At 64.9% G+C, this 15,392-nt stretch carries 18 protein-coding genes; 10 read left to right on the top strand and 8 right to left on the bottom strand.

Going from position 1 to position 15,392, the window contains the following annotated elements:
* Position 1: 1 nt before the first annotated feature.
* The 3 genes from RFN28_RS29625 (at position 2) to RFN28_RS29615 (ending at position 1,411) form a co-directional block, all read left to right on the top strand.
* Positions 2 to 154 carry a hypothetical protein gene (locus RFN28_RS29625; RefSeq protein WP_320290681.1) on the top strand — a complete coding sequence of 51 codons (153 nt, stop codon included), beginning with the start codon at positions 2 to 4 and terminating at the stop codon, positions 152 to 154.
* 4 nt (positions 155 to 158) lie between these two features.
* The gene (locus RFN28_RS29620; protein ID WP_430679179.1) at positions 159 to 566 is read left to right on the top strand and encodes a YkgJ family cysteine cluster protein; all 408 of its coding nucleotides are present in this window, start codon (positions 159 to 161) and stop codon (positions 564 to 566) included.
* Between the two features lie 233 nt (positions 567 to 799).
* Positions 800 to 1,411, top strand: a complete 612-nt coding sequence (locus RFN28_RS29615; protein ID WP_320290680.1) for a LysE family translocator — start codon at positions 800 to 802, stop codon at positions 1,409 to 1,411.
* Here RFN28_RS29615 and RFN28_RS29610 read toward each other — a convergent pair.
* Positions 1,408 to 2,445 carry an AraC family transcriptional regulator gene (locus RFN28_RS29610; protein ID WP_320290679.1) on the bottom strand — a complete coding sequence of 346 codons (1,038 nt, stop codon included), beginning with the start codon at positions 2,443 to 2,445 and terminating at the stop codon, positions 1,408 to 1,410. The two genes, RFN28_RS29615 and RFN28_RS29610, sit on opposite strands and share 4 nt — an antisense overlap.
* Positions 2,446 to 2,633: 188 nt before the next feature.
* On the opposite strand from RFN28_RS29610, the gene RFN28_RS29605 reads away from it, so the two are divergent.
* Both RFN28_RS29605 and RFN28_RS29600 read left to right on the top strand, forming a co-directional pair.
* The gene (locus tag RFN28_RS29605) at positions 2,634 to 3,059 is read left to right on the top strand and encodes a GFA family protein (protein WP_320290678.1); all 426 of its coding nucleotides are present in this window, start codon (positions 2,634 to 2,636) and stop codon (positions 3,057 to 3,059) included.
* 56 nt (positions 3,060 to 3,115) lie between these two features.
* Positions 3,116 to 3,631 carry an OsmC family protein gene (locus tag RFN28_RS29600; RefSeq protein ID WP_320290677.1) on the top strand — a complete coding sequence of 172 codons (516 nt, stop codon included), beginning with the start codon at positions 3,116 to 3,118 and terminating at the stop codon, positions 3,629 to 3,631.
* Between the two features lie 168 nt (positions 3,632 to 3,799).
* On the opposite strand, the gene RFN28_RS29595 is transcribed toward RFN28_RS29600, so the two are convergent.
* From RFN28_RS29595 to RFN28_RS29585, 3 genes are read right to left on the bottom strand one after another with little or no spacing between them, the layout of a single operon-like run.
* Positions 3,800 to 4,186, bottom strand: a complete 387-nt coding sequence (locus RFN28_RS29595) for a nuclear transport factor 2 family protein (RefSeq protein WP_320290676.1) — start codon at positions 4,184 to 4,186, stop codon at positions 3,800 to 3,802.
* 19 nt (positions 4,187 to 4,205) lie between these two features.
* Complete coding sequence (locus RFN28_RS29590) at positions 4,206 to 4,640, bottom strand: OsmC family protein (RefSeq protein WP_320290675.1); 435 nt, start codon at positions 4,638 to 4,640, stop codon at positions 4,206 to 4,208.
* A gap of 32 nt (positions 4,641 to 4,672) precedes the next feature.
* Entirely contained in the window at positions 4,673 to 5,683 is a 1,011-nt protein-coding gene (locus tag RFN28_RS29585; protein WP_320290674.1) for a zinc-dependent alcohol dehydrogenase family protein, read from the bottom strand.
* A gap of 115 nt (positions 5,684 to 5,798) precedes the next feature.
* Between RFN28_RS29585 and RFN28_RS29580 the strand changes: the two genes are divergently transcribed.
* Positions 5,799 to 6,416 carry a TetR/AcrR family transcriptional regulator gene (locus RFN28_RS29580; protein WP_320290673.1) on the top strand — a complete coding sequence of 206 codons (618 nt, stop codon included), beginning with the start codon at positions 5,799 to 5,801 and terminating at the stop codon, positions 6,414 to 6,416.
* An 85-nt stretch (positions 6,417 to 6,501) separates the two neighbouring features.
* Here RFN28_RS29580 and groL read toward each other — a convergent pair whose 3' ends face one another.
* The 3 genes from groL to RFN28_RS29565 form a co-directional block, all read right to left on the bottom strand.
* Positions 6,502 to 8,154, bottom strand: a complete 1,653-nt coding sequence (gene groL, locus RFN28_RS29575; RefSeq protein WP_320290672.1) for a chaperonin GroEL — start codon at positions 8,152 to 8,154, stop codon at positions 6,502 to 6,504.
* 62 nt (positions 8,155 to 8,216) lie between these two features.
* Entirely contained in the window at positions 8,217 to 8,513 is a 297-nt protein-coding gene (gene groES / locus RFN28_RS29570; protein WP_040975262.1) for a co-chaperone GroES, read from the bottom strand.
* Positions 8,514 to 8,820: 307 nt separating this feature from the next.
* A complete protein-coding gene (locus RFN28_RS29565) occupies positions 8,821 to 9,582 on the bottom strand; it encodes an SDR family NAD(P)-dependent oxidoreductase (protein WP_320290671.1) in 762 nt (253 codons plus the stop codon).
* Positions 9,583 to 9,688: 106 nt separating this feature from the next.
* Here RFN28_RS29565 and RFN28_RS29560 point away from each other — a divergent pair, with 106 nt between their 5' ends.
* On the top strand, positions 9,689 to 10,588 hold the full coding sequence (locus RFN28_RS29560) for a LysR family transcriptional regulator (protein ID WP_320290670.1): 900 nt from the start codon (positions 9,689 to 9,691) through the stop codon (positions 10,586 to 10,588).
* A gap of 204 nt (positions 10,589 to 10,792) precedes the next feature.
* Here the strand turns inward: RFN28_RS29560 and RFN28_RS29555 are convergent, their stop codons facing one another.
* Complete coding sequence (locus tag RFN28_RS29555) at positions 10,793 to 11,419, bottom strand: TetR/AcrR family transcriptional regulator (protein ID WP_320290669.1); 627 nt, start codon at positions 11,417 to 11,419, stop codon at positions 10,793 to 10,795.
* A gap of 120 nt (positions 11,420 to 11,539) precedes the next feature.
* Between RFN28_RS29555 and RFN28_RS29550 the strand changes: the two genes are divergently transcribed.
* From RFN28_RS29550 to RFN28_RS29540, 3 genes are read left to right on the top strand one after another with little or no spacing between them, the layout of a single operon-like run.
* Positions 11,540 to 12,724 carry an MFS transporter gene (locus tag RFN28_RS29550; protein ID WP_320290668.1) on the top strand — a complete coding sequence of 395 codons (1,185 nt, stop codon included), beginning with the start codon at positions 11,540 to 11,542 and terminating at the stop codon, positions 12,722 to 12,724.
* Positions 12,725 to 12,737: 13 nt separating this feature from the next.
* Positions 12,738 to 14,018, top strand: a complete 1,281-nt coding sequence (locus RFN28_RS29545) for a D-arabinono-1,4-lactone oxidase (protein WP_320290667.1) — start codon at positions 12,738 to 12,740, stop codon at positions 14,016 to 14,018.
* Positions 14,015 to 15,151, top strand: a complete 1,137-nt coding sequence (locus tag RFN28_RS29540) for an alanine racemase (protein ID WP_320290666.1) — start codon at positions 14,015 to 14,017, stop codon at positions 15,149 to 15,151. Before RFN28_RS29545 ends, RFN28_RS29540 begins: the two co-directional genes overlap by 4 nt.
* Positions 15,152 to 15,392: the final 241 nt, after the last annotated feature.

Here is a 15,392-nt window from a genome sequence, read left to right as displayed (position 1 = left end):
CATGGCCATAAAGTTCTCTCCCAAGGAGGTCCCGGCGGCCACTGTAAAACCGGCCAAGCCGGCTGCCGCGCCGAAAGCCGTCGAACCGGTCGCGACCGATCTGTTCGAGACGCCGGCGCAAGTGCTGCCGCGCAAGACAGGCAAGAAGAAGTAGCGCCTTGCCGCACCAGGCTGATCGCAATCCCCTTGCGCCTTGGCTGGCCGCTTCGGCCGACAGAGACGTCTTGTCGCCGAGGGAAGTCGCCCTGCCAGCTTTCGACTGCCAGAGCTGCGGGGCCTGCTGCGCCTATTCGGCGGACTGGCCGCGTTTTTCCACGGAGGAAGACGCCGAACTGGACCTCATCCCCGAGGATCTGGTTGCCGCCGACCAGTCCGGCATGCGCTGCGAGGGTGGCCGCTGTGCCGCGCTTCGCGGCGAGGTGGGCAAGGGGACGGCCTGCGCGATCTACGATGCCCGCCCCCATGTCTGCCGCGCCTGCATGCCCGGCGGCGACGACTGCCTGATGGCAAGGGGGATGTATGGGCTGGCGCTCGAACTGCCAATCTCCCCCCTTGTGGGTGATTGAGGAGTGGTCCGCGTAGCGGACGCGAAGCCAATTGCTTGGCTTTGCGAACGACGAAAGCCCGGCAGGGCAGAGGGGGGCGCTGTCCCGCCGGCGTCTCAAGCGAGCTTCAGTCGGACGTCTGAGTAGATTTCGGCGAGGAAAGACGGAGAGGTTCGCGTTCCTTCGCGCCCCCCGCTTGCCCACACCCACACCTCCCGGTACCTTGCCGCGCGGGCAGGGCCGTGGAGGAAACCGTGAGCATCGAATTCCTGTTGACGTCGCTGATTGTCGTGGCCTCGCCCGGCACCGGCGTTCTCTACACGCTGAGTGCTGGCCTCTCGCGCGGCGCGCGGGCCTCGATCATCGCCGCCTTCGGCTGCACGCTGGGCATCATCCCGCATATGGCGGCGGCCATCACCGGCCTTGCCGCCGTGCTGCACACCAGCGCCGTCGCCTTCGAGACGCTGAAATATCTCGGCGTCGCCTATCTGCTCTACATGGCCTGGAATACGCTGAAGGAGAGGGGCGGCCTGAGCGTCGACGAGAACGTCGCGCCGCGCCCGGCGGCCAAGGTCATCACCTCCGGCATCCTGATCAACATCCTGAACCCGAAGCTGTCGATCTTCTTCTTTGCCTTCCTGCCGCAATTCGTCAGCACCACCGAGCCCCATGCGCTGCCCAAGATGCTGGAGCTCTCCGGCGTCTTCATGCTGATGACCTTCCTCGTCTTCGTCGTCTACGGCGTGTTCGCGGCCTCGATCCGCAGCCATGTCGTGTCGCGACCGATGGTGCTGACCTGGATGCGCCGCACCTTCGCCGGCGCCTTCGTCATGCTGGGCGCCAAGCTGGCGCTGGCGGATCGCTAGTTCGCTGCTGGTGCGGCCGGTGCGATTTCGGTTTCGGAGGCCTCGTCGCTTCCGGAACCGGGCGCGGGCCGAACGCCAAGCCGCCAGGCCGAGGGCGGGACGCCGATCATCTTCTTGAAGGCACGGCTGAACGCCGCCTCGGATTCATAGCCGATGTCCGCTGCGATAGTCGCGATGTTGACGTTGCCGGTGCTGAGCAATTCCGAGGCGATTTGCATCCGCCATTTGGCGAGATAGTGCATCGGCGGCATTCCGACGATTTTGGTGAAGCGTTCGGCGAGCACCGTGCGCGACAATGCGGACTCCTTCGCCAACGCCTCCACCGTCCAGTTGCTCGCCGGGCGATCGTGGATCAGCGCCAGCGCCTTGTTCAGATGCGGATCGCGCAGGCCTGCCAGCCAGCCGGTGTGCTGCGGCGGCAGCGATTCCACATAGCGGCGCAGGACGTCGACGAACATCAGCTCGCTGAGCTTGGTGAGCACCGTCTCGCTGCCCGCCCGCTTCTGCGCGACCTCCGATACCGCCAGTTTGATGAACTGGCCGAGCCAGCCGGCATCGCCTTTTGAGTCTCCGGCCTTGATGACCTGTGGCAGGGCTTCGAGCAGCGGGTTGAACGGCAAGGCATCACAGGCGAGGTAGCCGCAGACGAGCCCGGCCGAGATCGATCCATCGCTGACATAGTTGAGGTGGAACGGCTTTTGACTTGCGGAGGCGATCTCCAGCACATCCGCCGTCGGCGGATCCGCCTGCAGGTCCGGATTGCTCGACATGATATGAGGGTCGCTCCTGGTGAAGACGACGACTTCGCCGGCCTCCACGACGATCGCCTCCTTGCCGATGATACGGGCGAAGCAACGGCCGGTCGTCAGCACGTGGTAGGAAATCAGGTGATCCGCGCCGGGAAGGATCTTCGGCAATATCGAGGAGGGGGCGGGCGAGCAGACGGCCCATGGGTCCTGGGCCTTTATGTCGAAAAACGTCGCTCCGGTGAGACGCACCGTTTTCAAGAGATCAGACAGAGCGTCCCCGGCCATTCCACCCATGCCCCGTGAGTTGCGCGGCAACCCGGCGCGACATCCCATTCGAGTTCCGGACGCGCTGTCAAGTGAGGCGGACGCCGCGTCATTCCGTTCGTAGCTGGAAGCCTTAAACCCAACCGGCGCTTGTAAGGTGCCTCAGATAGGTGCCGAGCGCAGTCGAACTCAAGCTAAGGATGTAAGTCATGACGGTACATAAGGGCGGCTGCTTTTGCGGCGCCGTGGAGATCGAAGTGCACGGAAAAGCTGAGGCGATGGGCTATTGCCATTGCAGTTCCTGTCGTTCCTGGTCGGCGTCTCCGGTGAACGCCTTCACGCTGTGGAAGCCGGAGAACGTCAAGGTCACCAAAGGCGCGGAGTTCCTGTCCGGTTTCAAGAAATCCGAGACGAGCGACCGCCAGTTCTGCACCAAATGCGGCGGTCATCTGATGACGGACCATCCGCCGCTGGGTCTGGTCGATGTCTATGCCGCCACGATACCGACGGTGGAATTCACGCCGGGCGTCCATGTCAACTACGCCGAGACGGTCCTGCCGATGAAGGACGGATTGCCGAAGCTGAAGGATTTTCCGGCCGAGCTCGGCGGCTCGGGCGTGAGCGTGCCGGAGTAAGGCACGGCGATGACACGCGATTTCCAGGAACCACATCCCACGACAGGAGAACATGCATGGACATCACGACATTTCGCGCCACGCAGGGGCCGATCAAGGATCTATATCGCAAAGATGCGCGGGCGGCACTTCTCACGCTGAAAGCCAAGGGCCGCGCCGACGACGCCAGGGTGACATGCAAGGTCGAGTCCGGACGCGGGCTTGCGCTGGCTGGCATCCATCCGAAGGCCGGCGGCAGCGGGCAGGAACTCTGCTCCGGCGACATGCTGCTGGAGGCGCTGATCGCCTGCGCCGGCGTCTCGATGCGAGCGGCCGCCGCCGTGCTGGAGATTCCGATCAAGTCCGCCGAAATCTCCGCCGAAGGCGACGTCGATCTTCGCGGCACGCTCGGCGTCACCGAGGGTGTGCCCGTCGGCTTCAAGGAGATCCGGCTGCGATTCGACATCGAAACGGACGCTCCGCAAAGCCGGCTGACCCAACTGATGGAACTCACCGATCGGTACTGCGTGATCTTTCAGACCATCCAGCGCAGCCCCAGGACCTTCGTGAAGCTCAACAGGGTCGCGCGCTAACGCAATTCCAGGAAAAGTGTGTAGCGGTTTTCCGTCCGGAATTGCGTGCAAACAAATGGTTAGAGCAGTTCAGCGATTCTGCTGAACTGCTCTAACCGCCGGTTGCCCGGAATCCAAACCTTGGCGGGGGATTCCGGGCTTGGCCTGACCGCGGCTTTCCGGCCAGGCCTATCCCTTCACATAACTCATCGCCTCGACGATCCGCCCGTCCTTCACCCGCATCAGGTTGACGCCGCGCAGCGAATGGCCGTCGGCCATCCAGAAGCGCCAGCGGATCGTCGCGCGGTCGCCGGCGACAAACGTCTCTTCGAGGTCGAAGCGCGTCCCTGGTCCGGTCGCGATCGCCGACCACAGCTCGACGCAGGCGGCCTTGCCGCTGCGGCGGGCGCCGTCCGGCGCCGGCGTGGTGTTCTCGATCACGCAGTCCTCTGCCACCAGTTCGGTGAGCGCCGACGGGTCGTGCCTCTGGAAGACGTCGTTATAGCGCCGCATGATCTCGGCCGTTTCGGCCGAGCGTTTGGCCGTGGCGATGTCGATGATGAGTTCCTGGGTCATTGGATATTCTCCTTCCGTCTCACTGGTCGTTGAGGCTCGCCTTCAGCGTGATCGCGGCGACGCCGGTGAGCGCCCGCGAGACGAGGCAGCTCGACTTGGCCGATTGCGCCAGCCGCTGGAAATCTTCCGACGCCAGTCCAGCGACGCTTGCCCGCGTCTCCAACTCGATGCGGGTGATCGTCGGTCCCGCCGCGGTGGCGCCGAGATGCACCTTCGCGGTCGTGCGGATGCTTTCCGGAATGTGACCCTCGCGGACGAGGATGGCGCTCAGCGCCATCGAGAAGCAGCCGGCATGGGCGGCCGCGATCAGTTCCTCCGGATTGGTGCCCGGGCCGTTCTCGAAGCGCGACGGGAACGAATAGGCGCCCTCGAAGACGCCGCTGCCCAGCCGCAGCCGGCCGGATCCTTCCTTGAGCGTGCCCTGCCATTCGGCCGAAGATTCGCGAATTGTCATTGCGGGTTCTCCTGTGGTGGTGGAATGGAGCCTCATGCGCCGTCGATGACGACCTTGCCGAAGACGTCGCCCTGCTGGAAATGGCGGTAGGCCTCGCGCGCCTCGGCGAAGGGGAAGACCTTGTCGATGACCGGCTTCAGCCGATGCGTGGCGACGGCGGCAAGCATCGCCTCCAGCCCGTTGCGGCTGCCGACGAAGAGGCGGCCGATGGTAACGAGGCTGCGCTGATAGACGGCTCCTGGAATTTCGACCGACTTGCCGTTCTGGTCCTGAACAGTGAGCAGCACGATCCGTCCGTAAAGCGTGCTCGCGATCAGCGATTGCGCGAAGGTCGCCGGCCCGCCGGTCTCGACGATGAGATCGATGCCGCCGGTCGCCTCGCGCACCTTCATGCCCCATTCCGGCGTTTCGGCGGTTGTGAAGACGAGGTCTGCACCGAGCGCCCGCAGCCTTTCGATCTTCTCTGCCCGCGAGGTGACGGCGGCCACGCGGCAGCCGGCGAGTTTGGCGAACTGCAGGGCAAAGAGCGCGACGCCGCCTGAGCCGATGACCAGAACCCATTGGCCGGGCTTCGGAATCTCGGCGCCTGTCAGCGCGCTCCAGGCGGTCAGCCCGGCGCAGGTGAAGGTCGCAGCCTCCTGCCATGACAGATGGTCGGGCAGCCGCACGGCCCATTGCTCGTCGAGCAGGGCGTACTCAGTGAGCATGCCATCCAGCGTGCAGCCGAGCTGGTCGATGACCCCCGGATGCATGCGGCCGTCGACCCAGCGCGCGAAATAGCTGCCGGTGACATGGTCGCCGATTGCAAAGCGCGTGACGCCGGCGCCGATTGCCACCACCTCGCCGGCGCCGTCGCTCAGCGGAACGATGCCCGGCCGCGGCGTCAGGGGATAGGTGCCATTGAGGATCATCGTGTCGCGGCGGTTGAGCGAGGTGGCGCGCACCCGCACGACGATCTGATGCGGGCCGGGTTGTGGCATCGCCTCCTCGCGCATCGACAGTTTGTCGATGCCGCCTTGCCCCTCCAGTCGATAGCTTTGCATTTTTTGCCTCTGAAATATGTAGACCGATTTACATATTATGTAGACCGATTGTCATATTCTCGGCAAGGCCTATAGTGCGCACTCCTGACAGAGGTTGACATTGTGAGAGGTTGACGTGGCGACGGACACACGCACCCGCATGATCGAGGCGACGGCGCTGCTCATCAGGCAGCGCGGCTATCACGGCACGTCGCTCAACGATATTTTGAGCGCCAGCGCAGCACCCCGCGGCTCGCTCTATTTCCATTTTCCGGGCGGCAAGGACCAGTTGGTGATCGAGGTGACGCGTGACAGCGTGGCCAAGGTGACACAGCGGCTGGGCGCCGATCTTGCCGCGGAAAGCGACCCGGCCGTCGCCGTTCGCCGCATCTATCAGTCGGTCGCGCGCATGCTGGAGGAGAACGAGTTCTCGCTCGGCTGCCCGATCGCGCCGGTCGTGTTGGATGCGCCGAACGATCTGCCGGACCTCGCCGAAATCTGCCGCTCCGCCTTCGAGCAATGGATCGGCCTGCTGCGCCAGGCATTCGTCAGGGCAGGGGTACCGGAGCAGCGGGCGCAGGCGCTGGCGCTGCTGGTCGAATCTTCGCTCGAGGGCCTGATGGTGATCGCCCGCGCCACCCGCGACCGCACGCCGCTCGCTGCCGTGGCCGACGAGGTGGTGGCGCTTGTCGAGGCGGCGGTGCGCTCGGGCAAAGTTGCGCAGCGCGCGGACGCTGCTGATCTCCCCCCTTGAGGGGTCCTTAAAGGGGGGGATCAGCCAAACAAAAAGGGCGGCATCGCTGCCGCCCTTTCCGTATGCATTAGCCAGGTAGGCTGGATTAGAAATCCATGCCGCCCATGCCGCCCATGCCGCCGCCGGGCATGCCGCCCGGCATACCGCCGGCGGCTTCCTTCTTCGGAGCCTCGGCGATCATGGCTTCGGTGGTGACGAGCAGGCCGGCGACCGAGGCCGCGTCCTGGAGGGCGGTGCGCACGACCTTGACCGGGTCGACGATGCCCATGGCGATCATGTCGCCATACTCGCCGGTCTGGGCGTTGAAGCCGTAAGTCGCAGCCTTGTTCTCGAGGATCTTGCCGGCGACGATCGAAGCTTCAGCACCGGCGTTGGCCGCGATCTGGCGGGCCGGAGCCTGCAGCGCGCGACGAACGATGTTGATGCCAGCTGCCTGGTCGGAGTTGACGCCGGCGGCCTTGACGTTGGCCGAAGCGCGCAGCAAGGCAACACCACCGCCAGCGACGATGCCTTCTTCCACGGCCGCGCGGGTCGCGTTCAGCGCGTCGTCAACGCGGTCCTTCTTTTCCTTCACCTCGACCTCGGTCGCGCCGCCGACGCGGATCACCGCGACGCCGCCCGCGAGCTTGGCCAGACGCTCCTGCAGCTTCTCCTTGTCGTAGTCCGAGGTGGTCTCCTCAATCTGCTGCTTGATCTGGGCAACACGGCCCTGGATCTCGGCCTTCTTGCCGGCGCCGTCGACGATGGTGGTGTTCTCCTTGGAGATCGACACCTTCTTGGCGCGGCCGAGCATGTTGAGGCCGACGTTCTCGAGCTTGATGCCGAGGTCTTCGGAAATGACCTGGCCACCGGTGAGGATGGCGATGTCTTCCAGCATGGCCTTGCGGCGGTCACCGAAGCCCGGAGCCTTGACGGCGGCGATCTTCAGGCCGCCGCGCAGCTTGTTGACGACCAGCGTGGCCAGAGCCTCGCCCTCGACGTCTTCCGAGATGATGAGCAGCGGCTTCGAGGTCTGAACGACGGCTTCCAGGACCGGCAGCATGGCCTGCAGGTTGGAGAGCTTCTTCTCGTGCAGCAGGATGTAGGCGTCTTCGAGCTCGGCGACCATCTTGTCGGCGTTGGTGACGAAGTAGGGCGAGAGGTAGCCGCGGTCGAACTGCATGCCTTCGACGACTTCCAGCTCGGTCTCGGCGGTCTTGGCTTCCTCGACGGTGATGACGCCCTCGTTGCCGACCTTCTGCATCGCTTCCGCGATCATCTTGCCGACCGATTCGTCGCCATTGGCCGAGATCGTGCCCACCTGGGCGACTTCCTCGGAGGTCTTGATCTTCTTGGAGGCCTTGACCAGAGCCGAGACAACCTCACCGACGGCGAGGTCGATGCCGCGCTTGAGGTCCATCGGGTTCATGCCGGCGGCAACGGCCTTGTTGCCTTCCTGGACGATGGCCTGGGCGAGAACGGTCGCGGTGGTCGTGCCGTCGCCGGCGATGTCGTTGGTCTTCGAAGCAACCTCGCGCACCATCTGCGCGCCCATGTTCTCGAACTTGTCCTCGAGCTCGATCTCCTTGGCGACGGTGACGCCGTCCTTGGTGATGCGCGGGGCGCCAAACGACTTGTCGATGACGACGTTGCGGCCCTTCGGACCGAGGGTGACCTTCACCGCGTCGGCGAGGATGTTGACACCGCGCAGCATGCGCTCACGGGCATCGCGGGAGAATTTTACGTCTTTTGCAGCCATAGTTAGCTCCTGACAGGGGCTCGGGAAGAGCCCGAAAACTCAATTGATGGAGAGACTGATATTCAGCCGATGATGCCCATGATGTCGGATTCCTTCATGATCAGAAGGTCCTCGCCATTGAGCTTGACTTCAGTGCCCGACCACTTGCCGAAGAGCACACGGTCGCCGGCCTTGACGTCGAGCGGGACGAGCTTGCCGCTTTCGTCGCGGGCGCCCGAGCCGACAGCGATGATCTCGCCTTCCTGCGGCTTCTCCTTCGCCGTATCCGGGATGATGATCCCGCCGGCGGTCTTGGATTCGGATTCGACCCGGCGAACGACCACGCGGTCATGAAGCGGGCGGAACTTGGACTTTGCCATGTTGTCTTCCTCGAATGAGAACGTGAGAACTGTTCCTCCATCCGGCGAGGCCGCCGGATATATAAGTTAGCACTCACCTAGGGCGAGTGCTAACGTGGCGCTGAAATAGGCTGGCGGGTTGCGAGAGTCAAGGCGCGCGGGAGTGGGCAACCGCGCGAAATTTTTCTCGCCATGACGCGACGCGGAAAAACGCGGATCGCAGGTGCGTATCAAAATAGAAGCGCCGTGTTTCGCCGGCAAACAGCGGCGAAATACGGCGCGATGCGAAGGCAAACGGATCGGAGCGAGTGCTTCCGGGCTTTGCCGCTCAGATATTCATGCCGCCCGACACTTCGATGCGCTGGGCGTTGACCCAGCGATTGTCCTCCGACAGCAGCGAGGCGATCATCGGCCCGATGTCGTCGGCCACGCCGGCGCGGCCGAGCGCCGTCATTCCGGCCACGACGCGGTTGATCTCGGCGTCGTCGCGCACATGGCCGCCGTTGAAGTCGGTGGCGATGGCGCCGGGCGCCACGGTGTTGGCGGTGATGCGGCGGCTGGCGAGCTCCTTGGCGAGGTAGCGCGTGAACACCTCGACGCCGCCCTTCATCATCGCATAGGCGGCCGAACCCGGCACCGAGAAGCGCGCCAGTCCGCTCGAAACGTTGATGATACGCCCGCCGTCATTGATCAGCGGCAGCAGCGCCTGGGTGAGAAAGAACACGCCCTTGAGATGGATGTTCATCAGCGTGTCGAATTCCTCTTCCGTCGTCTCGGAGATCGGCTTGCGCAGGCCGGTGCCGGCATTGTTGACGAGGTAATCGAAGCGGTCGCGCTGCCAGGTTTCCTTGAGCGTCTTCTTCAGCGCAGCAGCGAAAGCCGGAAAGCTGGCGACGGCGCCGGTATCGAGCGCAAGGGCTGCGGCGCGGCCGCCGGCCGCCTGGATCTCGGCGACGGCCGCCTTCGCCTCGTCGGCGCGCGAGCGATAAGTGAGGATGACATCGACGCCCTTGCGGGCAAGGTTGAGCGCGGTGTTGCGGCCGAGGCCGCGGCTGCCGCCGGTGATGAGGGCGATGGGGCGGGTGGTCATGGCGAAATCTCCTTCTGTTTGGATGGAGATGCATATATTCGCCCCAATGGCCGATATAATCAGGTGTGGATTGCCAACACTATTCAATCCATGCGAACAATCGCCGATGGACAGGTTCGACAGCATGCGGCTCTTCACCCGCGTCGTGGAACGGCGCAGCTTCACCGCGGCCGCCGCCGACCTCGGCCTGCCGCGCTCCAGCGCCACCGCCGCGATCAAGCAGTTGGAGGAGCGGCTGGGCGTCCAGTTGCTGAGGCGCACCACCAGGCATGTCACGCCGACGCTCGACGGCGAGGCCTATTACCAGCGCTGCATCGGCATTCTGGCCGACATCGAGGATGCAGAGGGTGGCTTCGGCGCGCGTGAAGTGCGCGGGCGCCTCAGCGTCGACGTCAACGGCCACATGGCGCGCACCTTCCTGCTGCCGGAACTGCCGGGGCTGCTTGCCAGATATCCGGGCTTGACGGTGCACATCGGCGAGGGGGACCGGCTGGTCGATCTGGTGCGCGAAGGCGTCGATTGCGTGATCCGGGCGGGCGTGCTTCCCGACAGCGATATGACCGCGCGTCGTCTCGGCATCGCGCGCGAGATCACGGTCGCCAGCCCCGCCTATCTCGAGCGCCATGGCGTGCCGCGCACGCCGGACGACCTTTCCGGCCACATGATGATCGGCTTCATCTCCTCCCGCACCGGGCAGGTGATGCCGTTGGAATTCACCGTCGACGGCAAGGTCCGCGAGATCGTCCTGCCGTCGCGGGTCACCGTGTCCAATTCCGACACCAGCGCCGCGCTGGTGCGGTTGGGTTTCGGCCTGTTCCAGGCGCCAAGACTCCGCTACGCGGACGATATCGCGGCCGGCCGGCTGGTCGAGGTGCTCTCCGATTTCCCGCCGACGCCGACACCGATCTCGGTCCTCTATCCGCGCAGCCGGCAGCTCTCGCCACGGGTGAGGGTGTTTGTCGATTGGCTGGTGGAGATTCTGGGGCCGAAGCTGGAGGCGGGGTGAGGCAGCCAAGCGCGGCGAGGGGGTGCAGCGCCCATTTGGTTCGTCATCCTAGGGCGGAGCAAGGAGCGAAGCGACGCGCGCAGACCCTAGGATCCATGCCGTGACGCTAAGGCGTTGCAACGGTTACAGAATTCTGCACCGTTGCACTCTACGGCAAGGGTCACGGCATGGATACTCGGGTCAAGCCCGAGTATGACGACGGATCTACAAAAACAACCTTAGCTGCGCATGGATGATCGAGCGGTAATCCTCGATCGTGCGACGGCCTTCTTCCTCGTCCTGCGTCAGCGCCAGCCGCACGACGCCGCCGGCGAGCTGGAAGATGAGGAACACGATGCGACCAAAAGCCTCGCGCCGCTCCGGCTCGATCAGCGGCGCGACGGTCTTGCAGAACATCTCGGCCTGCCGCCTCGTCTCGGCGATGTCGAGATTCTTGAGCGCCTTGTCGGCCTGGATCGCGTTCTGCAGGTCCTGGATCGCCGGATCGCCGGCGACGCGGCCGCGATAGTCGTCGAGCAGCCGATCGGCCGCCGGCATCACGTCTTCGCGCTGCCGGACATTGGCGACGATCTCGGCGAGCCGCGCACGGCTCTCTTCGGAAAAGCGCTCGTAAAGCATTGCCAGGATCGCCGATTTGCTGGGGAAGTAGTGATAGACGGTGGCAATCGGTCCGCCGGCCAGCGCGCCGACCTCCTTCATCGTCACCGCGTCGATGCCCTTCTCGCCGATCAGCCGCATGGTCGTGGCGAGGATCGCGTCGATGCGCTCGCGGCTGCGCTCCTGCTTGGGCCTGCGCCTGGGTTCCGTCGCCGTTCGCGTTGCTTGCCTCATCAACCAAATCTCGCACGGGAGCTGTGAATTCTCGGTTGACAGGAAACTGATCAAGTATCAGTTTCCTGAAATGCTGATAAGTTGTCAGCTTTTCATGCGGGCTGCAAGGGAGAGCGCTTCGTGACCGTCACCGACGCCGCGCAAGCGGAAAATGGCGACTGGCTGGTCGGCAACCCGACAGGGTTGCAGCTTGCCTCGGCGCTCTGGATCGGCTCGGTCGGGCTGCTCATTCTGGGACTCCAGCCGGTGCTGCTCGGCGCGCTTTACACGGAAGGCCATGTCACCGGCGACGAGCTGGCGCTGGTCGCCACTGCCGAGATGATCGCGATCGCCATAGGCTCGGCGATCGTGGCGATGCTCCTGCCAGCGCGCAACATGCGCTGGAAAAGCGCTGTGCTTTTGATCCTGCTGGCGTTGGCGAATTTCTGGACGGCCTCTGCCGCAAGCCCCAATGCGCTGATCGGCGCGCGCACGCTCGCCGGTCTTGCGGAGGGCGGCCTGGTCGCAGTCGCCACCGAACTGATTGCCCGCTCGCGTCGCGCCGAGCGGATCGGCGGCTATTTCGTCACGCTGCAGACGCTGGCGCAATGCGCGCTGGCGCTTTTGCTTGCGCTCTACGCGGTGCCGGCAGCCGGCTCTGCCGGCGGCTTCATCGCGCTCGGCCTTGTCTGCCTGCTGTCGCTGGTCGTCGCCTGGATCGTGCCGGACGATTATGCGGATCTGCCCAAGGACGAGCATTTTGCCAATGTGCTTACCGTGCCGGCGATCACTGCGCTGCTGTCGATCTTCTGCTATTTCATGTTCTTCGGCGCCGTCTGGGCTTTTCTGGAGCCGCTCGGCGCCGAGTTCGGCATCGACGGGCGCACCGTCGGCCTGATGGTCTCGGCAAGCCTCGCCGCGCAAGTGGTGGGCGCCATGACCGCCACCGTCTTCGAGGCGCGCATCGACTATCGCTTCGCCATCACCGGCATTGGCGCCGTCGCGGCGATCAGTTCGGTGCTGCTTGCTTCCGGCCCTGGGCTTTCGATTTTCTGGGCGATGGCGCTGGTGATGGGCTTCATCCTGCTCTTCATCGTGCCCTACCAGATCCGGCTGGCGATCACCGCCGACGAGACGCGCACGGCAGTACTCCTGGTGCCGGCCGCGCAACTCTTCGGCCTCGCCATCGGCCCGATTGCCGCGTCGCTGCTGATCGACGGCCAGAACTTTCGGCCGGTGCCGGAATTCGCCGCGGCAAGCGCGCTCGCCAGCGTCGCGCTGCTCGGCGTCTTCGTGCTGGCCGGGCAGCGCCGCGTTCCAGCCTGAGCGGAAGGTGACGATGGCAAGCACCTGGAGCAACTGGTCGGGCTTCGTGACAGCCGCGCCCAAGCTGATCGCCACACCCGCCGACGCCGGCGAACTGGCGGAGCTAGTGCGCTCGGCGCCCGGCCCGCTGCGCGTCGCCGGCGCCGGCCATTCCTTCACGCCGCTGGTGCGGTCGGAAGGCACGATCGTCTCGCTGGAGAAGATCGAGGGACTGGTCTCGCATGAGGCTGCGACCAAGCGGGCGCGGGTGAGGGCGGGCACGCGGCTCGGCGCCCTGATGCAGATCCTGCAGGGCATCGGCCAGGGCCTGCCCAACATGGGCGATATCGACCGCCAGGCGATCGGCGGCGCGCTGGGCACCGCAACACATGGCTCCGGCCCGACGCTCGGCGCCTACCACACGCAGCTCGAGACGGTCCAATTTGTCGATGGGCAGGGCAAGCTGCGTGAATATAGCCGGGCAGGGGATCAGGACATGATCCATGCCGTCGGCGTCGCGCTCGGCGCCTTCGGCGTGCTCACCGAAGTGACGATGAAGAACATCGCGACCTATCGGCTGCGCCGCCGCAAATGGGTGCTGCCGATCGGCGACATGCTGCGCGATTTCGAGACAATGATGGCCGCGCATCGTTCGGCCGAATTCTACTACATCCCGTTTTCCGGCTATGCGCAGTTCATCGCCAGCGACCTGAGCGACGCGCAGCCCACATCGCGGCCGACGGAGGACGACGAGGCGGGGCTGGCAACACTGCGCAAGCTGCGCACCGCGCTGCACTGGCTGCCGTCGCTGCGCCGCGCGCTGATCAAGGGCGCGGTGAAAAAGGTGCCGCCGGAGGACTATGTGCAGGACTGGCTCAACGTCTATGTCAGCGACCGTCGCACCAGGTTCAACGAGATGGAATACCACCTGCCTTACGAGGACGGTCCGAAGGCGTTGGCCGAGATCATCGAGCTGACCGAAAAGCATTTTCCGGAGGTCTATTTCCCAATGGAGGTGCGTTCGGTGGCGCCGGACGAATTCTGGCTCTCGCCCTTCCACAAGAGGCTGACCTGCTCGATCGCCATCCACCACGATGCCGCAAACGACCCGCTGCCCTTCATGCGCGCCGCCGAGCCGATCTTCTTGAAATATGGCGGCCGGCCGCATTGGGGGAAGATGCACAGCCTGAAGGCGGCGGATTTCGGAAAACTTTATCCGCGCTGGGATGAGGCGATGGCGGTGCGCCGCGACATCGATCCTCAGAACCGCTTCGTGTCGCCCTATTTGGCCGGCCTGTTCGGCATCGGGCAATGAGCGCCTATTTCGCCGAACTGTCGAAGGCGCTGAAGGCGGCCGAGATCTTTCAGCCCTGCCTGGTGCTCGACCGCGACCGGCTCGATGGCAACATCGCATTGGTGAAGGAAAGGCTGGCGCCGGGCCTCGCCGTGCGCCTCGTCGACAAGTCGCTGCCCTGCCTGCCGCTGCTTTCGTATATCGCGAGAGCGCTTGGCACCAACCGCTTCATGACCTTCCACCCGCCGGTGACGCAGGCCGTGCTCGATGCTTTCCCCGAGGCCGATCTGCTCTACGGCAAACCGATGCCGCTGGGAGCAGCCAAGGCCGCGCTCACCCGGGGCGGCGCGGGCTGGTGGTCGCGCGTCTGCTGGCTGATCGACACGCCTGAGCGGCTGGCGGAGTATGGCGCGCTGGCTGCCGCGCTCGGCACCGAGCTGCGCTTCGCCTTCGAGGTCGACGTCGGCCTGCATCGCGGCGGCTTCACCAGTCCGGCGGAAATCAAAGCGCTCTCGTTTCCAGAAGGGCTGCGCTGCGAAGGCATCATGGCCTACGAGGCACATGCGCCGGAGATTCCCGGACTGTTCGGCGGCGCGGCCAGCGCGCTGAAAAAGGCCTCGGCGAAGGCAGCCGAGTTCGTCGCCGTCCTCGATCCGGACCAGCGCCGCATCCTCAACATCGGCGGCTCGAAGACGGCGCTGCTGCATGGCGGCGGCGTGGCCAATGAAGTGTCGATCGGCTCGGCCTTCGTGCTGCCGAGCGACTTCGACACACCCGGCCTCGACGGCTTCCATCCGGCGGCCTTCATCGCGACGCCGATCCTGAAGGCGCTCGATCCGGTGCTGCCCGGCCCGGCGGCGGTCTCCCGGACGCTGCATGCCCTCGGCCTCTTCCCGAAGAAGGGCTGCTATCTCTATGGCGGCAAGTGGATGGCCGAGCCGGTGTTCCCCAAAGGTATGAAGCCGAACGGGCTGACCGGGCTGTCGTCCAACCAGCAGTTCATGGGGCTGCCTGTCGGGGCGGACGTAAAGCCCGGAGATTATGCTTTTCTGCGGCCGACGCAGAGCGAGGCGGTGCTGCAGCATTTCGGAGCGATTGCGGTGTTTTCGGGCGGACGGATCGTCGAGTTCTGGCCGGCGCTGCCGATGAGGTGAGGGGGCGTCGCAGCCTTGGCCATTAGCGCCCTGCATCCGCGACTTCGTCATGTATGGACGGCCCCTTTTGGGCAAGAGGCAAAATGGCGACGACGGCGTAGGTCTGGAGCGGTCATGTATTCGGCCTTTAGTGCGGTCGATTGCGATGACCGCTGACCAGCAAGGGTTACGCGGATCGGGCTCCAATCATTCTAGCGCGCTTTGGAAGCGCGATGACGACGGCGGATTTTCCCGACCCAGG

Origin of the sequence: Mesorhizobium album, assembly GCF_033977205.1 — a bacterium.
In the GTDB taxonomy this organism is placed as follows: domain Bacteria; phylum Pseudomonadota; class Alphaproteobacteria; order Rhizobiales; family Rhizobiaceae; genus Mesorhizobium; species Mesorhizobium album.
This window is presented reverse-complemented; position numbering and strand designations above follow the sequence as displayed.

Excerpts from the sequence above, each read along its gene's own strand:
- RFN28_RS29555 (WP_320290669.1), bottom strand. The coding sequence starts at position 11,419 with ATGAGGCAAGCAACGCGAACGGCGACGGAACCCAGGCGCAGGCCCAAG.
- RFN28_RS29625 (WP_320290681.1), top strand. The coding sequence starts at position 2 with ATGGCCATAAAGTTCTCTCCCAAGGAGGTCCCGGCGGCCACTGTAAAA.
- RFN28_RS29605 (WP_320290678.1), top strand. The coding sequence starts at position 2,634 with ATGACGGTACATAAGGGCGGCTGCTTTTGCGGCGCCGTGGAGATCGAA.
- RFN28_RS29590 (WP_320290675.1), bottom strand. The coding sequence starts at position 4,640 with ATGACAATTCGCGAATCTTCGGCCGAATGGCAGGGCACGCTCAAGGAA.
- RFN28_RS29540 (WP_320290666.1), top strand. The coding sequence starts at position 14,015 with ATGAGCGCCTATTTCGCCGAACTGTCGAAGGCGCTGAAGGCGGCCGAG.
- RFN28_RS29595 (WP_320290676.1), bottom strand. The coding sequence starts at position 4,186 with ATGACCCAGGAACTCATCATCGACATCGCCACGGCCAAACGCTCGGCC.
- groL (WP_320290672.1), bottom strand. The coding sequence starts at position 8,154 with ATGGCTGCAAAAGACGTAAAATTCTCCCGCGATGCCCGTGAGCGCATG.
- RFN28_RS29585 (WP_320290674.1), bottom strand. The coding sequence starts at position 5,683 with ATGCAAAGCTATCGACTGGAGGGGCAAGGCGGCATCGACAAACTGTCG.
- RFN28_RS29560 (WP_320290670.1), top strand. The coding sequence starts at position 9,689 with ATGGACAGGTTCGACAGCATGCGGCTCTTCACCCGCGTCGTGGAACGG.
- groES (WP_040975262.1), bottom strand. The coding sequence starts at position 8,513 with ATGGCAAAGTCCAAGTTCCGCCCGCTTCATGACCGCGTGGTCGTTCGC.
- RFN28_RS29600 (WP_320290677.1), top strand. The coding sequence starts at position 3,116 with ATGGACATCACGACATTTCGCGCCACGCAGGGGCCGATCAAGGATCTA.
- RFN28_RS29610 (WP_320290679.1), bottom strand. The coding sequence starts at position 2,445 with ATGGCCGGGGACGCTCTGTCTGATCTCTTGAAAACGGTGCGTCTCACC.
- RFN28_RS29565 (WP_320290671.1), bottom strand. The coding sequence starts at position 9,582 with ATGACCACCCGCCCCATCGCCCTCATCACCGGCGGCAGCCGCGGCCTC.
- RFN28_RS29545 (WP_320290667.1), top strand. The coding sequence starts at position 12,738 with ATGGCAAGCACCTGGAGCAACTGGTCGGGCTTCGTGACAGCCGCGCCC.